The 15,612-nt window shown below is 35.6% G+C and carries 15 protein-coding genes; 13 read left to right on the plus strand and 2 right to left on the minus strand.

Annotated elements, in window-relative coordinates; genetic code table 11:
- The first annotated feature begins 611 nt into the window (after positions 1–611).
- Genes ODR02_RS21705 through ODR02_RS21715 form a run of 3 tightly spaced genes read left to right on the plus strand, consistent with a single transcriptional unit; the run spans position 612 to position 2,787 of the window.
- Positions 612–1,205 (plus strand): hypothetical protein, encoded by a 594-nt coding sequence (locus ODR02_RS21705; protein WP_209786879.1) that lies wholly within the window; start codon positions 612–614, stop codon positions 1,203–1,205.
- Positions 1,206–1,256: 51 nt separating this feature from the next.
- Positions 1,257–1,829, plus strand: coding sequence for a hypothetical protein (locus tag ODR02_RS21710; RefSeq protein ID WP_309513533.1), 573 nt, complete (start codon positions 1,257–1,259; stop codon positions 1,827–1,829).
- Between the two features lie 4 nt (positions 1,830–1,833).
- Positions 1,834–2,787, plus strand: a complete 954-nt coding sequence (locus tag ODR02_RS21715; protein WP_309513534.1) for an HTTM domain-containing protein — start codon at positions 1,834–1,836, stop codon at positions 2,785–2,787.
- 52 nt (positions 2,788–2,839) lie between these two features.
- Here the strand turns inward: ODR02_RS21715 and ODR02_RS21720 are convergent, their stop codons facing one another.
- Positions 2,840–3,673, minus strand: coding sequence for an OmpA family protein (locus ODR02_RS21720; protein ID WP_105681698.1), 834 nt, complete (start codon positions 3,671–3,673; stop codon positions 2,840–2,842).
- 87 nt (positions 3,674–3,760) lie between these two features.
- Here ODR02_RS21720 and tilS point away from each other — a divergent pair, with 87 nt between their 5' ends.
- The 8 genes from tilS to ODR02_RS21760 all read left to right on the plus strand — a co-directional run bounded on the left by tilS (position 3,761) and on the right by ODR02_RS21760 (position 13,252).
- The gene (gene tilS, locus ODR02_RS21725; protein ID WP_309513535.1) at positions 3,761–5,113 is read left to right on the plus strand and encodes a tRNA lysidine(34) synthetase TilS; all 1,353 of its coding nucleotides are present in this window, start codon (positions 3,761–3,763) and stop codon (positions 5,111–5,113) included.
- A complete protein-coding gene (locus ODR02_RS21730; protein WP_309513536.1) occupies positions 5,086–5,646 on the plus strand; it encodes an RNA polymerase sigma factor in 561 nt (186 codons plus the stop codon). The genes tilS and ODR02_RS21730 overlap by 28 nt, the downstream gene beginning before the upstream one ends.
- A 79-nt stretch (positions 5,647–5,725) precedes the next feature.
- The gene (locus ODR02_RS21735) at positions 5,726–6,685 is read left to right on the plus strand and encodes a redoxin domain-containing protein (protein ID WP_309513537.1); all 960 of its coding nucleotides are present in this window, start codon (positions 5,726–5,728) and stop codon (positions 6,683–6,685) included.
- A gap of 343 nt (positions 6,686–7,028) precedes the next feature.
- Complete coding sequence (locus ODR02_RS21740) at positions 7,029–9,095, plus strand: protein-disulfide reductase DsbD family protein (RefSeq protein ID WP_309513538.1); 2,067 nt, start codon at positions 7,029–7,031, stop codon at positions 9,093–9,095.
- Positions 9,096–9,231: 136 nt separating this feature from the next.
- Positions 9,232–10,767: a T9SS type A sorting domain-containing protein gene (locus ODR02_RS21745; protein ID WP_309513539.1), complete on the plus strand. Its 1,536-nt coding sequence runs from the start codon at positions 9,232–9,234 to the stop codon at positions 10,765–10,767.
- 190 nt (positions 10,768–10,957) lie between these two features.
- Positions 10,958–11,482, plus strand: coding sequence for an ExbD/TolR family protein (locus ODR02_RS21750; RefSeq protein ID WP_209786872.1), 525 nt, complete (start codon positions 10,958–10,960; stop codon positions 11,480–11,482).
- Between the two features lie 111 nt (positions 11,483–11,593).
- The gene (locus ODR02_RS21755) at positions 11,594–12,376 is read left to right on the plus strand and encodes an alpha/beta fold hydrolase (protein WP_209786871.1); all 783 of its coding nucleotides are present in this window, start codon (positions 11,594–11,596) and stop codon (positions 12,374–12,376) included.
- A 72-nt stretch (positions 12,377–12,448) separates the two neighbouring features.
- Positions 12,449–13,252 (plus strand): patatin-like phospholipase family protein, encoded by an 804-nt coding sequence (locus ODR02_RS21760; RefSeq protein WP_209786870.1) that lies wholly within the window; start codon positions 12,449–12,451, stop codon positions 13,250–13,252.
- A gap of 49 nt (positions 13,253–13,301) precedes the next feature.
- Here ODR02_RS21760 and ODR02_RS21765 read toward each other — a convergent pair whose 3' ends face one another.
- Positions 13,302–14,306, minus strand: coding sequence for a DHH family phosphoesterase (locus ODR02_RS21765; protein WP_309513540.1), 1,005 nt, complete (start codon positions 14,304–14,306; stop codon positions 13,302–13,304).
- Positions 14,307–14,541: 235 nt separating this feature from the next.
- Between ODR02_RS21765 and rpmH the strand changes: the two genes are divergently transcribed.
- On the plus strand, positions 14,542–14,700 hold the full coding sequence (gene rpmH / locus ODR02_RS21770; RefSeq protein WP_040997588.1) for a 50S ribosomal protein L34: 159 nt from the start codon (positions 14,542–14,544) through the stop codon (positions 14,698–14,700).
- A gap of 152 nt (positions 14,701–14,852) precedes the next feature.
- Positions 14,853–15,563 (plus strand): cell division ATP-binding protein FtsE, encoded by a 711-nt coding sequence (locus ODR02_RS21775; protein ID WP_105681706.1) that lies wholly within the window; start codon positions 14,853–14,855, stop codon positions 15,561–15,563.
- Positions 15,564–15,612 lie beyond the last annotated feature (49 nt).

Consider the following 15,612-nt stretch of genomic DNA (forward strand, 5'->3'; position numbering starts at 1 on the left):
GGTAAAAACACTAAGAGAAAACAAGATGATTGCAGGAGAGACACAAACTAACCATGAGAATCACAAAAAAGTTGTACTGAAAAGTAGAACTGATTCTTCTGCAGCAAAAACTAAGAAAGAAATATCCACTTCATTTTTGCAACGAATTATTTCGCTCTTGAAAAAAGAAGAATTAATTTGATTAAAAAATAAATCCCGGCCACCTTCGGGATTTATTTTTGCTTTACATCAAGATTGTTTCTTCTTCCATTACACCAATCATTCTGCCCGAGCTCCGGATTAACCTTCTTAATTTCCTTACGGGAGCCTATTTCACTACAGTTTATTCAACAGAACTTTGCTAAGTTCTATCTACACGTCTTTTTCAGAATTTATGTTTTAAGTAACATCACATTGCCTGAAATGCTCATGAATAGACATTATTCCTGAAAAATAATCTTCTTCAGCTTCACTTCAAAAGTCAAAATCCTTATAAAAAACAGGAAAAACACCTGTATATTACTGCTGCTATGCCTCTACCTTTGATATAAGTTTTCCAACCATGAAACATTCAAATAAAGGAGGAACCCGAAAATCCTAAAACAGAGTAGGGATATTTTAAAAACAACCACATGAAAACAAAGACTTTATTTTTAATTGGAGCAATAGTGGGACTTGTTATTATATTTTCCCAGCTAAAACCTCAGGAAATGTCTTTTTACAAAGAGAAAGGCAATTACATTGTAGACAATAATTACATTCTGAAAGATGTCAAAAAAATTTCTGATGAAGACATGAAGAGTTTATTAAGCCTGCAAAAACTTCATCAGAATAGTTTGGGGACTAATTTTATTATCTACAAAATCAACAGACAGTATGTGATCCGTGGATGCTTAATGAAAGCCAATATCGACTGGAAAAAATATGGCGATTTAAGAGCTAAAGTGGAAGGAATTCTGAAAAAATACGGAGCTAAAGAACTGGGAGCAGATTATTATGCTATTCAAAACAATCAGGTTGCTACCAACGCTGCATTATTAAGTCAGAAGGACATTTCATCTTTAAGTAAATTAACGGTAAGAGGTGCCGAAGAATACACCATTTGCCCGCCAACTATGGGAAGAAAGAACCTAACCAATGTAATCATGAAATCTTACAAAGTCAATACAGCTATTGATCCCAGAATCAATGTAAAACTTAATAATGTATTGCTCAATTACAAATAACCTCAAAAGGCTGTTTTTAGCTTAAAGACAGCCTTTTCTAAATCTTTTACCATGAAAAGAAAACTTCAGTTATCCGGAATTTTCATCATTCTGTTGGTGGTCTTTGTTATTGGTCTGAAAGGAACATTTGATGGCTATTACGGTTTTTATTATGAAAACAAAAACTATGAAAAACCGCTGGCTTATAGTATTTCGGAAAACATTGCCCAGTCGAAACCCGTTAATATATTTACTTCTTATACGGGTTTTGATACAGGATATGGTTTCTATGCTCCTAATGTTGCCAGTGATTTTGTAATGAGCTTTGAATTGAAAGATCAGCAGGGAAATATCCTTGAACAAAAAAAACTGCCTTATTTCAAAAACAAAGAAAGCAGAGTAAGATATACCACTGTTTTTAATATGTTTCTTGATAAAATCTCTGACAAAAAAAGCTATGACAGCAAATATTATCAGTATCTGGATATTATTATCAGGCAGATCGCTGCACATGTCATGAAGGAAAATCCGAAAGCAGCAAGCGTCACAACGCGCCTCTATCTGTACGACTACCCTACCATTGCAGATTTCAAACAGGGAAAAACAAATGAAAATCTGATTCTTATTGATGAATTCAAACATTAAAGTGATGAAAAAGCTGAGTGTACTTTATACCAAAATTGAAAACTTCTTTTTCAAACAGGATAATCAAACAGAATTCTTAAGCTTCTTCCGTGTTGCTATAGGAAGTGTTATCCTTTTACAATTTATCGCAGTGATACCGGATTTTGACAAATTATTTTCAAGCAGCAGTATCATTCCACAAGATATTATGAGTGTTTTCACACCTGACTGGCTGATTACTTTCTCAAAAATTGTCACCTTTTTACAGGGCTTCGGTATTGAAGAGAGTACAACAGTTGTGATGACCAAAATATCATTTATTACATTGTGTATCTTAATCATTACCGGGCTTTATTCCAGAGTTTCTGCGCTTCTTTTACTTATACTGCAGATTGCATTACTCAAGGGAAGTTCATTCTTTGCGTACGGTGCAGACTTTTTCACAAGCATGTCTTTATTTTACCTGATTCTTTTTCCTGCTGATCAGCATTTCTCCCTTAGGAATCTTATATTCAGCAGAACAATCGGAGATATCAACATTATGCCGATTAAAAGATTATTTCAGATTCATATTTCTATGGCTTATTTTTTTTCAGGATTGGACAAAGCTTTAGGTTTTAACTGGTGGAATGGAGAATCTATCTGGAAAGCTATTCATCTTCCCTACTCCAACAGGGATCTGAATATTGATTTCAGCTGGCTTACAGAACATTCTTATATTTTAAGCTTCATCGGATGGAGTACGATTATCATTGAAATGTGCTATCCATTTTTCATCTGGTATAAACCAACACAAAAGACATGGCTTTTCCTTACAGTCTCCATGCATATAGGAATTGCACTTGTTCTCAATTTATATTATTTTTCAGCTATTATGATCGTCTGGAATATCACCAATTTTTATTTTGAACAGTATGAAGTCACCTCTTCAAAGAAAAAAATTTCTGTGGAGTATATTCCAAAACAGGTTAACTCATAAAAAAACAAATCCCGAATTGCTTCGGGATTTATTTTGATATATGGTTTAATCATTATTTCTTAGGAGCGATATCCATCAGTTTCATAAACTCATCAAGCTTAGGCATAATGATGATTTCAGTTCTTCTGTTTTCCGATCTTCCTGAAACGCTCATATTAGTAGCTTTCGGATTGTATTCAGAACGTCCTCCAGCTGTGATTCTTGCAGGATCTACTCCAAACTGAGTCTGAAGAACTTTAGCCACAGAAGTACCTCTCAATGCAGAAAGATCCCAGTTGTCTCTTGGAAGATTTGGAGAGTTCAACGGAGCGTTATCGGTGTTACCTTCAATTAACACGGAGTATTTATCGTAATCGTTGATTACTTTTGCTACTTTACCTAACACTTCCTGAGCTGCAGGTAAAATATTGTAGTCTCCTGTTTTGTATAGCATTTTGTCTGAAAGAGAGATCATTACTACTCCTTTCAATACTTTTACCTGTACATCTTCATCCGATACATTATCCAAAGATCTTTTCAGTTTGTTAGACAATGCAAGGTTCAAGCTGTCATTCTTAGCATTGCTTGAGATCAATTGCTTGATATAAGAATTGGAAGCATTGATTTCACCTACCAGTTTATCAATGTTAGCAGAACTTTTTCCTGTATTGGATAAACATGCATCAAGAGATGATTTTAAAGCATCATGCTGGCTTTTCAACAAGTTATTTTCACCTGACAATGCAGAGTTCTGAGATTTCAAATCCTGAATTTCTCTTTGTCTTTCTCCAATATTTTCAATACACTGCTTATAGTTTGTGCTCAAAGCATCATACTGCTTTTTGCTGACACAAGATGTCATCCCCAGCGCCATTGCAGAAACTGCTAAAACTTTTAAAATCTTCATAAATAATCATTTTTAGACTACTCAAAGTTAGGAAAATTCAATTGAATTATATCGGTTATCTTTGCATAAAAGAAATTCTCAACATATATGTTGAAAAAATTAACCTTTATCAACCAATTAAAAAATCTCGTATACGAACCGGAAAACCACACGTTTCTTCTGGCGGTAAGCGGAGGTGCGGACTCTATGGTTTTAGCCTCTTTGTTCAGGGATTTCGGGCAGGAAATTCAGGATTCAAAATTCCGGTTTCAGGTGGCCCATATCAATTATAAACTTCGTGGTCATGATTCAGACCTGGATCAGAAAACAGTGCAGGATTTTTGTGAGAAAAATCATATAAAATTTCATTTGTATGAAGTTTCAGCAAAAGATCAGAAACCGGAAAATTCTATTCAGCTTTGGGCAAGAGAACTACGGTATACCTTTTTTAAAGAAATCCAGAAAAAAGAAAACCTGGAATTTCTTGTTACAGCCCATCACCTCAATGATCAGCTGGAAACTTTCATCATTAATCTTTCCAAAGCCGCAGGAATCAATGGACTAAGCGGAATTCCATCAAATGATAATGCCATACTTCGCCCTCTTTTAGACTTTTCCAAAAAAGAAATTTATCAGTTTGCTGAAGAGAACAGCATCGAATTCCGGGAAGATCTTTCTAACAAAAAAGATGATTATCTGAGAAATAAGATCAGGAATAAGATTGTTCCCATGCTTATGGAAACCAACGAGCACTTTCTGGAAAACTTCAGGAAAAGTTCTTTGTATCTCAATCAGACTAAAGATTTTGTCCATAAACAGATTCAGGAGATAGAAAATCAACTCACGATATTTAACCAAAACTATAAAATCCTATCAAAGGAAAAGCTGGATCAGGAAAGTGATTTCGTAAAATTTGAAATCTTAAAAAAATATGGGTTCAGTCAGGAGGAAGAAATCCCCAAAATTTTTACAGCAGAAAACAACAGTTCTTTCTTTTCAAAAGAATACCAGTTGATTGTCAACCGTGATGAACTTATTTTCATTGATAAAAGTGAAGAACAGGAAACTCCGGAAGAAATAGTACTGATCAAAAATTTTGATTTTTCCAAAAACCAAATCTGCATTGACCTCGTAAATGCTATTGAAAACATTGACAGGATCGGTAAAAGATTTGAATGGGACTTTGATGCTGAAAAACTTCAATTCCCTCTCCTTCTGAGAAAGCAACAGGATGGAGATGAATTTTATCCGGCTGGGTTTTCAGGGAAAAAGAAAGTTTCTAAATTTTTTAGGGACGAAAAATTATCTGCATTAATCAAGGAAAAGATCTGGTTACTCTGTGATTCAGGAAACCATATTTTGGGAGTCATCCCCCTTAGACAGGATCGCAGATATCAGACAGACAGAACTACGCAAAAAAAGATAACTGTAAAGTGGACAGAAAGACAACTAATTCGTTAGCTGTTGATGATTTTAAGAAAGACAGCAATATAGCTTTTGGAATTTTATACCAACAGTATTTCGGTTATACTAAAAATTTTATAATCAAGAATAAAGGTAATTTGGAAGATGCAGAAGATATTTTCCAGGATGCATTACTGATTCTTTACGAAAAACTCAATGCTGATGACTTCAAAGTTCAGACCTGTCTGGGAAATTATATTATCGGAATTGTAAAAAATCTCTGGTTTAAAAAACTAAAAAACAGAAACTTTTATGTAGAATCTCCGGAAAGCTATTTCATAGAACACCAGGAGGAAATCAGTGATGCCATTGAAAATGAAAGGTATTACTGGGAAAAACTGGTTGGTTATATTAAGTCAATCTCTTCCCATTGTCAGAATCTGATTCATGACATTTTTATTGAAAACAAAAGTATCGAAGAAATTCAGGATAAATATCAATATTCCAGCAAGCATAATGCTCAGAATCAAAAGTATAAATGTGTAGAGCAAATTAAAAAGATTAAAAACAAAAGTGTTTTTTTCATCTGAAAATCAAACATTTACATAAAAACTTAGAGTTTGTGGGTGATTTTTTTCTTTTTCAGGGAACATCATAAGAAAAGAATATATGTTCAAAAAAATTGTATTGAGTCTTCTTATAATAGTAGGAATTTCATTGAGAGCACAAAGTGCAGGCATCAATTTTCAAAAAATTGATTTGGAGGCTGCGAAAAAAATCGCAGCAAAAGAAAATAAACTGATCTTCATTGATCTGTTCACCACATGGTGCGGACCTTGTAAGCTCATGGCAAAAAACACCTTTACCGATCCTAGAATTGGAGAGATGTTCAACAAAAATTTTGTTAATATTGCCCTGGATGCAGAAAAAGAAGGAATAAACCTGGCCAAAGAGTTTAAAGTGGTAAATTATCCTTCTTTTTTATTCCTGGATTCAAAAGGAAAACTGGTTCAATATGATTTCGGATATTATAATGCTGAACAGTTTTTAGGAGTGGGAGCTTCAGTGCTGGGGAAAAGGATGTCTCAATCCGGCAAGACTTTAGATCAGGTAAAAGGAAAAATGGTTGGAGATAAAATTGATAATTTCAATGCAAAAGACCATGTGGGAAATACATTTTCTTCATCCAAAGAAAATCAAAAACTGGTGATCGTTTTTATCCGTGGACAATGGTGCCCTTATTGTAACAAATACATTGAAACATTACAAAAGCTGTCTCCTGAACTGAAATCGAAAAATGCAAGACTTGTTATTATCTCTCCTGAAAAACCTGAATTTATAGAAAAGACCATTAACAAAACAAAGACAGACTATACTGTTCTGTATGATGAGGGATATAAAATTGCAGAAGCATTCGATGTTCTTTACACTCCTGACAGTGAAACACTTAACCTCTACAACTCAAAATTAAAGGAGGATTTTGCTGACAGCAGGTCAGATCATTCCGGAAGACTACCTGTTTCGGCAACCTTCATCCTTAATGAAAGTAAAGAAATTACATGGAGGCATTTTGAAACAGACTATAAAAAGAGAGCGTTTGTAGAAGATATTTTAAAGAACCTGAATTGATTTTAACAGAAAGTTTTTGTATTGGCAAAAGATGCTAATCATAATCCTCAATCAACAAAATTGATAAAATTGACAAAATCAATAATCATTTTGAAGGATAAAATAAGTGACACGTCTCTTGCCATCAAGGCGGAAGACAGAATATTTTAGACATCAGGCTTAAAAAAAGAAAGTTTCTAAGTTTTTTAGGGACGAAAAATTATCTATTTTAGCGAGGCAAAAAATCTGGATACTGACTGACAGCAATGATTCTCCATTGGGGATCATCCTTTCAGACAGGATAGAAGATATACAAAGAATGAGAAGACAAAGTGGAGTCTCAAAATTTTTAATGAAAGGAACAATGAAATTTAGAAATTGGTTTTTATTAATTCTACTCTTTTTAGCGACAGGAATTAATGCGCAGATAAAAAATCCCGTAAAGTTTAAATTTACCATCAACGATCTTGGAAACAATCAGTACGAAGCAGTATTGAATGCTACTATGGAAAGCGGATGGCATATTTACTCCAAAGATTTACCGGAAGATACAGGTATTCCTACCGAATATAAAGTTACCGGAAAAAACATTGAGCTGATTGGAAAATTTACCGAGGTCGGGAAAAAACATGAAGAATTTTCTGAAGCGTTTGGAGGAACAATTGTTTTCTACTCCAATTCTGCTGGATTTAAGCAAAAATTTAAATTAAAAGATCCGACAAAACCTGCAGATGTCACTTCTGAGATTACGTATCAGACCTGTGACGACAGAGTTTGTCTGGCTCCCAACACCTTAGAATTCAATCAAAAAGTTACTCCCAAAGGGGCAACAGAAGAGACCGCAACTGAGGAAGCGGTTCCTGCAAAAGATTCTGTAAAAACAGTTGAGACAATAACTGAAAATCCTGCAAAAACAGAAGCTACGATTACAGAAACTTCTAAATTGGATCCTAAACAACTGAAAATTGAAAGTATTGATTTCAAAAAACCATTGACGGATTGTGGTGCAGCTTCTACCAAAGTGGATGAAAACTACTGGACGTATTTATTCCTTGGGTTTATCGGGGGATTAATCGCTTTGCTTACTCCATGCGTTTTCCCAATGATTCCACTGACCGTTTCATTCTTTACCAAAGGAAGCAAAAACAAAGCAAAAGGAAAAAGAGATGCTCTTATTTATGGGTTTTTCATCCTTCTTATTTTCGTTTTACTAAGTATTCCTTTCCACATTATTGATGGGATTGCCGGAAATGTTTTCAACGAGATTTCCACCAGTGTATGGCTGAATATTGCTTTCTTTATCATATTCATCTTCTTTGCCGGAAGTTTCTTCGGATATTATGATATCACACTCCCGAGTTCTATTGCCAACAAATCTTCTAAAGCGGAAGAGGCAGGAGGAATTATCGGTATTTTCTTCATGGCATTAACGCTGGTAATTGTTTCTTTCTCATGTACAGGACCTATTTTAGGAAGTTTACTGGGAAGTGCAGTAACAGGTTCCACAAATGTTCCTATGCTGCTAACCTTTGCATTGGCAGGATTCGGGCTGGCATGGGCAATTATTTTTGGTTTACTGGCTTTATTCCCGCAGGCATTGCAAAGTCTTCCGAAATCAGGAGGATGGATGAATACCGTAAAAGTAGTGTTAGGGTTCGTAGAACTGGCATTAGCATTGAAGTTCTTATCTAAAGCAGATCTTGTTTCTAAAACCTTCTTCTTAAAAAGGGAACTCTTCATTGCAATCTGGATCATTATTGCCTTAGGATTAGCATTATATTTATTAGGATTGATCAGATTCCCACATGATGATAAAAAGCCTAAAATCTCAATCACAAGAAAGGTATTGGGTGTATTGGGAATCGGTTTTGTCATCTACCTGGTACAAGGTTTAATCCCGTCTGATCGTCCGAAGCTTCAGTTATTAAGCGGAATTTTACCTCCTCTGAATGTAAGTTATTTCCATGATGAAAAAGACGGAATTTTAGGAATGCATCCGGAACACGACTTCTTCAAAGCAATAGAACTGGCTAAAAAAGAAGATAAACCGATCTTAATTGACTTCACCGGGTACGGATGTGAAAACTGTAGAAAAATGGAGGAGTTTGTTTGGAGTGAACCAGACATCTTGCCTATCCTACAGAATGACGTAGTGCTGGCTTCTCTTTATGTGGATGACAAGGAAGAGCTTCCTGAAGATCAGAAAACCAAAATTGACCTTGGGGACGGACAGATCAAAAAGGTAAAAACAATTGGGGACAGATGGAGTTTATTCCAACAGGTGAACTTTAACAATAATTCCCAGCCTCACTATGTTTTAATCACTCCTGACGGAAAAGTAATTAATACTCCTGTTTCAGGATATATGCCGAAAGAGGATTTCAAAAAATTCCTGGAATGCGGGGTGAACTTCTATAAAAAGAATAAATAATTTATTCACATATCATTTAAAAAACTCACACTTTACCGTGTGAGTTTTTTATTTTAATGAATTAAATAAACAATAAAACACCAAACGTAGTACAAAATTAATTACATTTGAATAACCATCACTTATTCAAATACATATGAAACATTTAACATCTACTCTTTTATTCTTTACTTTTTCAATAATAACAGCCCAAACTGCTCCTTCTATACAATGGCAGAAAGCATTGGGTGGCAGCCAGAGTGAATCCGCAAATGCTATCCAGCAAACCTCTGACGGAGGATATATTGTTGCAGGAAACTCTATGTCCAATGATGGAGATTTGAGCGGCCACCACGGACAAGGAGATTATTGGATCATAAAACTTGATTCGGCCGGAAATATAGTATGGCAAAAATCTCTCGGGGGAAGTAATCTGGATACTGCACAATCTATCCGACAGACTATAGACGGGGGATATATTGTTGCCGGATCATCCAACTCAAATGATGGAGATATTACCGGGTATCATGGAAACTATGACTTCTGGATTGTAAAAATGGATGCTAATGGAAATATACAATGGCAGAAGTCTTTAGGTGGGAGTAATCTCGATCAGGCTCTGTCTATTCAACAGACCGTTGAAGGCGGATATATTGCTGTCGGCTGGTCAAGCTCTAATGATGGAGATGTGAGTGGAAACCAGGGAGGACAGGATTACTGGGTTGTAAAATTAGACAATAGCGGAAATATAGAATGGCAAAAATCATTAGGGGGAAGCGGCAGCGACCAAGCCTCTTCTGTACAGCAAACGTTTGATGGCGGATATATTATTGCGGGATCTACAACTTCCAATAACGGTCATGTTACCGGAAACAATGGCGGTTACGACTTTTGGGTAGTAAAACTGAACTACGCAGGAAATATGCAGTGGCAAAAAACATTAGGAAATAATAGTAATAATATAGCTTCTTCTGTACAGCAGGCTTTTGATGGCGGATACATTGTTGCGGGAACTTCTTTTAATCCTTTGCATTCTGAAAACGGACTTCCTGATTATTGGGTGGTAAAATTAAATAGTAATGGTATTCCTCAGTGGGATAAATATTTTGGAGGAAGTGCTCATGATAATGGCATAGCAATCCGGCAGACAAGCGAATGGGATTACATTTTTGCGGGCTGGACTGCTTCCAATAACGGACAGGTAACCGGAAATCATGGAAATAATGATTGCTGGATCATAAAAATGGACAGTAACGGAAATCTGAAATGGGAAAAGACTCTGGGAGGGAGTAATTATGAAAACTTAACTGCTGTAGAGCTAACTGATGATAATGGTTATATTATTTCAGGAAGTACAGAATCTATAGACGGAGATGTTACAGGAAATCATGGTTTACTTGATGCCTGGGTAGTTAAGTTAAATCAGGAACAATTAGGAATTTCAGAAAGCCAGAAGACTGCTCAACCTAACCTCTACCCCAATCCGGCAAAAGATTTCTTTTATGCAGATCATCTGCCACAGGAAAGCAGTATTGATATTATCGATATGTTGGGAAGAAAAATATTCTCTCAAAAGTATAATGAGAAAAAAATAAAAATCAATACCAATACATTCTCTGAAGGAATTTACATGGTACAGATAAAAAATAAAAACGGAATCATTCTTTCAAAGAAAATAACAGTAAACAGGTAAGCCGTTTGTCAATATTTCAGCCATTCAAACTCAATATCATAAAAAGAGTAAAAGAAACAGGATTTTTTTTCAAATTCAGCACAAAAACAATCAATAAATTCATGAATCTATTGATTACTTCACAAACAAGGCATGTGTTTTGTAAGAATTATTCAAAAAAAATACCGTTTAACATTTAAAAACATTAATCATGGCAGAAGTAATTGCACAAGAAAAACAAGGCAGCAAACAAAAGAAAAAAATGATCAGAGTAGATATGACTCCTATGGTAGATTTGGGATTCCTGCTCATCACATTCTTTATGTTCACTACCAATTTTACAAAACCCAACGTAATGGATCTGGGATTACCGGCAAAAGATCCTAACCCTCACCCTAAGGATATTCCGGTAATAGGAGATAAAAATCAGATTACCTTTATCCTTGGAAAAGACAACCGTGTATTTTATCATCAAAGCAATGCTAAAGATTTAAATGCAGGAACCCTTAAAGAAACTGATTTCAGTGGAATAAAAATTTCAAAAATCATTGCTGAAGCCTATAAAAATGCTCCGGTTCCCAACAACTTCACTGTTATTGTAAAACCAACAGATGAAGCTAATTATAAGAATTTTGTAGACATGCTGGACAATCTTGCTATTTCCAAAAAGGAACGATATGGCGTAACAGATATCAAGCCTTGGGAAACAAAGATTTACAAGGAATTAACTCAATAAAAGACGAAGAGCATTGTAAAAATGCTCTTTTTTTGACTAAATTTGAAAGGAGAAACAGATCCGCAGCACGCAACCTGCTGTATTATTTTAACCTTCTATAACTTTGGAATTATGCTAAACTTTGAAAGAAAAGGAAACGGAAAAGAAACTTTAGTACTTCTGCACGGATTTATGGAAAACCTGACCATCTGGAGCGATATGGAGTCTCATCTTTCTAAAGATTTTTCACTGCTCAAAATTGACCTTCCCGGCCACGGGCAGTCTGAAATTCAGGCTGAAGTTCACACCATGGAATTGATGGCTGAGGAAGTAAAAAAAGTTTTAGACCATCAGAATTTAGAAAAAGTTCACCTTCTGGGACATTCCATGGGAGGCTATACTTCGCTTGCCTTTGCTGAAAAATATCCCAGTTCTTTAAAAACTTTAACGTTATTTTTCTCTACTTACTTTCCGGATGATGAAGAGAAAAAACAACAGCGTATCAAAAGCTACAGAATTATAAAGGATGCATTTGCCCACTATGCCAGAGCCGGAATTCCCAACTTATTCAATCCGAATGAAAGAGATATCCTGGAAGGGAAAATTGAAACCGCTCTTGAAACCGCACTTTCCACCAACAATATGGGGGCACTTGCCTGTGTAAAAGGTATGGTAGAAAGAACCGACAAAAAACATGTTCTGGAAAATCTGGAAGCAAAAATCTTAGTATTGGCAGGGAAACATGACAATGCTGTAAAAACCGACATGATGATTAAACATCTTCCGGACAGAACCAATATCAAATCTTATATCCTGGACTGCGGACACAACGGGCATTGGGAAAAACCGGGTATCTGTGCTGAAATCATCAATACAGAACTTCTTCATAATCTTCCTAAGAAGCTGGTCTTATAACATTGTTTTCATCATATATTAAAGCCGTGTTTAATAAAAAATCCTGTATATTAGTAGAGGATAATTTTTGTAATGGCTTTATTCTCATTCAAAAAAAAGAAACCACCGGCACCACCGGTTATCGGACTTACACTTTCAGGCGGAGGAATGCGTGGAATTGCCCATATTGCCGTACTGAAAGCGCTGGAAGAATACAACCTGAAGCCGCACATTATCTCCGGAACAAGTGCGGGATCTATCATTGGCGCTTTTTATTCTTTTGGAAAAACACCGGATGAGATGATGGAAATTGTGAGACAAACCTCTTTTTTCTCCAGATCAGCTTTAAAATTATCAAAAAATGGAATTTTCAGTTCTAATTTTATTTTAAAACTTTTCAAAGATTATTTCCCGGAAGACAATTTCAGTATTTTAGAAATCCCTATGTATGTTGCAGCCACAGAGATGACTCATGGTATTGTTGACTTTTTTTCTGAAGGAGAACTTTTCGGTCCCTTGCTGGCTTCTTCCAGTGTTCCTTTCATCCTTCCTCCGGTAAGAATTGGTGAAAAAATTTATGTGGATGGCGGCGTTCTTGACAATCTTCCCATTGAGCCTATTATGGACAAATGCAACTTCCTGATTGCATCCCATGTGAACTCGATCAGCTATGATGAACTCAATAAAATGAGTCTTATGAAAGAATTTGACAGGATTCTCCATTTGGCCATCGCAAAATCCGTGTATTCTAAAGCGAAATACTGCAATATATTTTTAGATCCGCCTAAAATGACGAAGTACAGTCTTTTCAACAAAAGGTATATGGATGAAATGTTTCAGCAGGTCTACGAATATACCTGTCTGGAACTTGAAGAAAAAGGGTTTCGCAAAAGTTAATAAGTTTAAGAAACCGGGAATGGATAAGCTATTTCAGCTTTTCATCCCATTATAACCCTTCCTCTTTTACTTTAGCTTTAAAGTTCACGATAGTTCCGGCTAAAGAATCCAAAGATTTCCCTCCGGCAGCATTGATGTGCCCTCCACCATTAAAATATTTTCTTGAGAATTGGTTCACATCCACATCATCTTTACTTCTGAATGAAATTTTAACAAAATCCTCATACAGATCTTCCATAAAGAATGCAGACATTTTCACTCCGGCAATGCTTAAACCATAATTAACAAATCCTTCCGTATCTCCCTTCTGGAATCCAAATTCTTTAAGCTCGTTTCTTGTAAGGCTTAATACAGCTACTGTTCCCTCATTCACTACCTCAATTCTTCCCAGAACCAAAGCAAGTAAATGCAGTCGGGAAACTGTGTTGGTATCCCAGGTATTAGAGGTGATCATGGCAGGATCTGCACCATGTTCAATAAGATTGGCAATAATTCTGTGCGTGGTAGCACTTGTAGAACGAAAACGGAAACCTCCAGTATCCGTCATAATTCCGGTATAAAGACATTCCGCCATATCCTGATTCACCAGTTTTTCATCATTCATTGCCTCAATGAAATGATAGATCATCTGTGAAGTGGCAGGAATTACCGTATCAGAATAAACGAAATCAAATTTTTCCGGCTGCTGATGGTGGTCAATAAGAATTTTCTTTCCAGGAGCTTTTATCAACCAGTCTCCCAACAATCCGATTCTTGAAGGAGAATTAAAATCCAGGCAGAAAATAACATCTGCTCCTGCAATCATATCAGAAGCCAGTTTTCTTTTGTACTCAGCAATGATAACTTTTTTAGATTCCGGCATCCATTTCAGAAACTTAGGAAAATCATTAGGGACGATAACCTCTGCATGAATTCCTTTGGCTTTCAGATAATGTTTCAATCCCAAGCTTGACCCAATAGCATCTCCATCCGGATTGTAATGGGTAAGGATAACTATTTTGCTCTCCTGGGTAAGTAATGTATTGATATCTAAAAGTTCTGCTGGTGTAAACATCCGGTGTTTATTTTTCGTTAAAATTAAAGTTTTCAAAGATAGAGCTTTTATATAAATCATTTAAATATTATTTTTGTACCGGAAAATGGTTTTTCCATGAGGGTTTGTCAATACCCGACTGAAAAACGCAACATTTAATTTTAAAAAAAGATATATAAAATTTGTAACTTATAAAAATTTATATATCTTTGCAACCTGAAAATTAATAGATTAATTACGATTTAAACATATAGTAATGAGTAAAAGAACATTCCAGCCATCAGAAAGAAAGAAAAGAAACAAACACGGTTTCAGAGAAAGAATGTCTACGCCAAATGGAAGAAGAGTTTTGGCTGCGAGAAGAGCTAAAGGCAGAAAGAGTTTAACTGTAAGTGCATCACGCGCTAAGAGATAATTCTACATTATCATATACAAAACATGCTTGAGAAGTTCCTTTTCAGGCATTTTTTGTTGTTAAAATTTACTAAAATTTAGGCTGTATCAACATCTTTTTCTATTTTTAAAAGTTGAAATATTTTTGTTAGAAATAGTCTTTAAAATTAAATTATGCCACATACAAATATCTCCGGAGAAAACATCATAAGTTTACAAAACGCAAAGATTGCCCAAAAAAACTTCACTGTACTTTCTGATGTAAATCTTAACATTAAAAAAGGTAGATTCTGTTATCTTATTGGAAAAACAGGTTCCGGAAAAAGTTCTCTTCTGAAAACGCTTTACGGACACATTCCATTGGCATCAGGACACGGAGCTGTGGTAGGATTTGACCTGGCAAAACTAAAACCATCTGATATTCCCAACCTTAGAAGAAAGCTAGGAATCGTATTCCAGGATTTCCAGTTACTTTCTGACAGAACAGTTGAAAAGAACCTGAAGTTTGTTCTTGAAGCCACAGGATGGAATGACAAAGTAAAAATAGAAGACCGTATCAATGAGGTTTTAGGAAGCGTGAACATGAAAAGCAAAAAGCACAAAATGCCTCACGAACTTTCCGGAGGAGAGCAACAACGTATTGCCATCGCAAGAGCTCTTCTTAACCACCCTGATCTTATCTTAGCCGATGAGCCTACAGGAAACCTTGACCCTGAAACTTCCAACGAAATTATGACCCTGTTAAAGCAGGTAGCTCTTGAAAATGGCGCTGCAGTGGTAATGGCAACACATGATTATCATATGATTCAAAACTTCCCTGGTGAAGCCATCAGATGTGAAGACGGGAAAGTTTCTGTATTGGATACATCTGAGTTATTTGAATAAGAATAAAAAATAAAGAGTTCAGAAATAACTAACTTCTAAAGTCTAATTT

The sequence above is a fragment of the Chryseobacterium sp. CFS2 genome (assembly GCF_036543225.1).
Taxonomy (GTDB): Bacteria; Bacteroidota; Bacteroidia; order Flavobacteriales; family Weeksellaceae; genus Chryseobacterium; species Chryseobacterium culicis_A.

Excerpts from the sequence above, each read along its gene's own strand:
- ODR02_RS21705 (WP_209786879.1), top strand. The coding sequence starts at position 612 with ATGAAAACAAAGACTTTATTTTTAATTGGAGCAATAGTGGGACTTGTT.
- ODR02_RS21710 (WP_309513533.1), top strand. The coding sequence starts at position 1,257 with ATGAAAAGAAAACTTCAGTTATCCGGAATTTTCATCATTCTGTTGGTG.
- ODR02_RS21715 (WP_309513534.1), top strand. The coding sequence starts at position 1,834 with ATGAAAAAGCTGAGTGTACTTTATACCAAAATTGAAAACTTCTTTTTC.
- ODR02_RS21720 (WP_105681698.1), bottom strand. The coding sequence starts at position 3,673 with ATGAAGATTTTAAAAGTTTTAGCAGTTTCTGCAATGGCGCTGGGGATG.
- tilS (WP_309513535.1), top strand. The coding sequence starts at position 3,761 with ATGTTGAAAAAATTAACCTTTATCAACCAATTAAAAAATCTCGTATAC.
- ODR02_RS21735 (WP_309513537.1), top strand. The coding sequence starts at position 5,726 with ATGTTCAAAAAAATTGTATTGAGTCTTCTTATAATAGTAGGAATTTCA.
- ODR02_RS21740 (WP_309513538.1), top strand. The coding sequence starts at position 7,029 with ATGAAATTTAGAAATTGGTTTTTATTAATTCTACTCTTTTTAGCGACA.
- ODR02_RS21745 (WP_309513539.1), top strand. The coding sequence starts at position 9,232 with ATGAAACATTTAACATCTACTCTTTTATTCTTTACTTTTTCAATAATA.
- ODR02_RS21750 (WP_209786872.1), top strand. The coding sequence starts at position 10,958 with ATGGCAGAAGTAATTGCACAAGAAAAACAAGGCAGCAAACAAAAGAAA.
- ODR02_RS21755 (WP_209786871.1), top strand. The coding sequence starts at position 11,594 with ATGCTAAACTTTGAAAGAAAAGGAAACGGAAAAGAAACTTTAGTACTT.
- ODR02_RS21760 (WP_209786870.1), top strand. The coding sequence starts at position 12,449 with ATGGCTTTATTCTCATTCAAAAAAAAGAAACCACCGGCACCACCGGTT.
- ODR02_RS21765 (WP_309513540.1), bottom strand. The coding sequence starts at position 14,306 with ATGTTTACACCAGCAGAACTTTTAGATATCAATACATTACTTACCCAG.
- rpmH (WP_040997588.1), top strand. The coding sequence starts at position 14,542 with ATGAGTAAAAGAACATTCCAGCCATCAGAAAGAAAGAAAAGAAACAAA.
- ODR02_RS21775 (WP_105681706.1), top strand. The coding sequence starts at position 14,853 with ATGCCACATACAAATATCTCCGGAGAAAACATCATAAGTTTACAAAAC.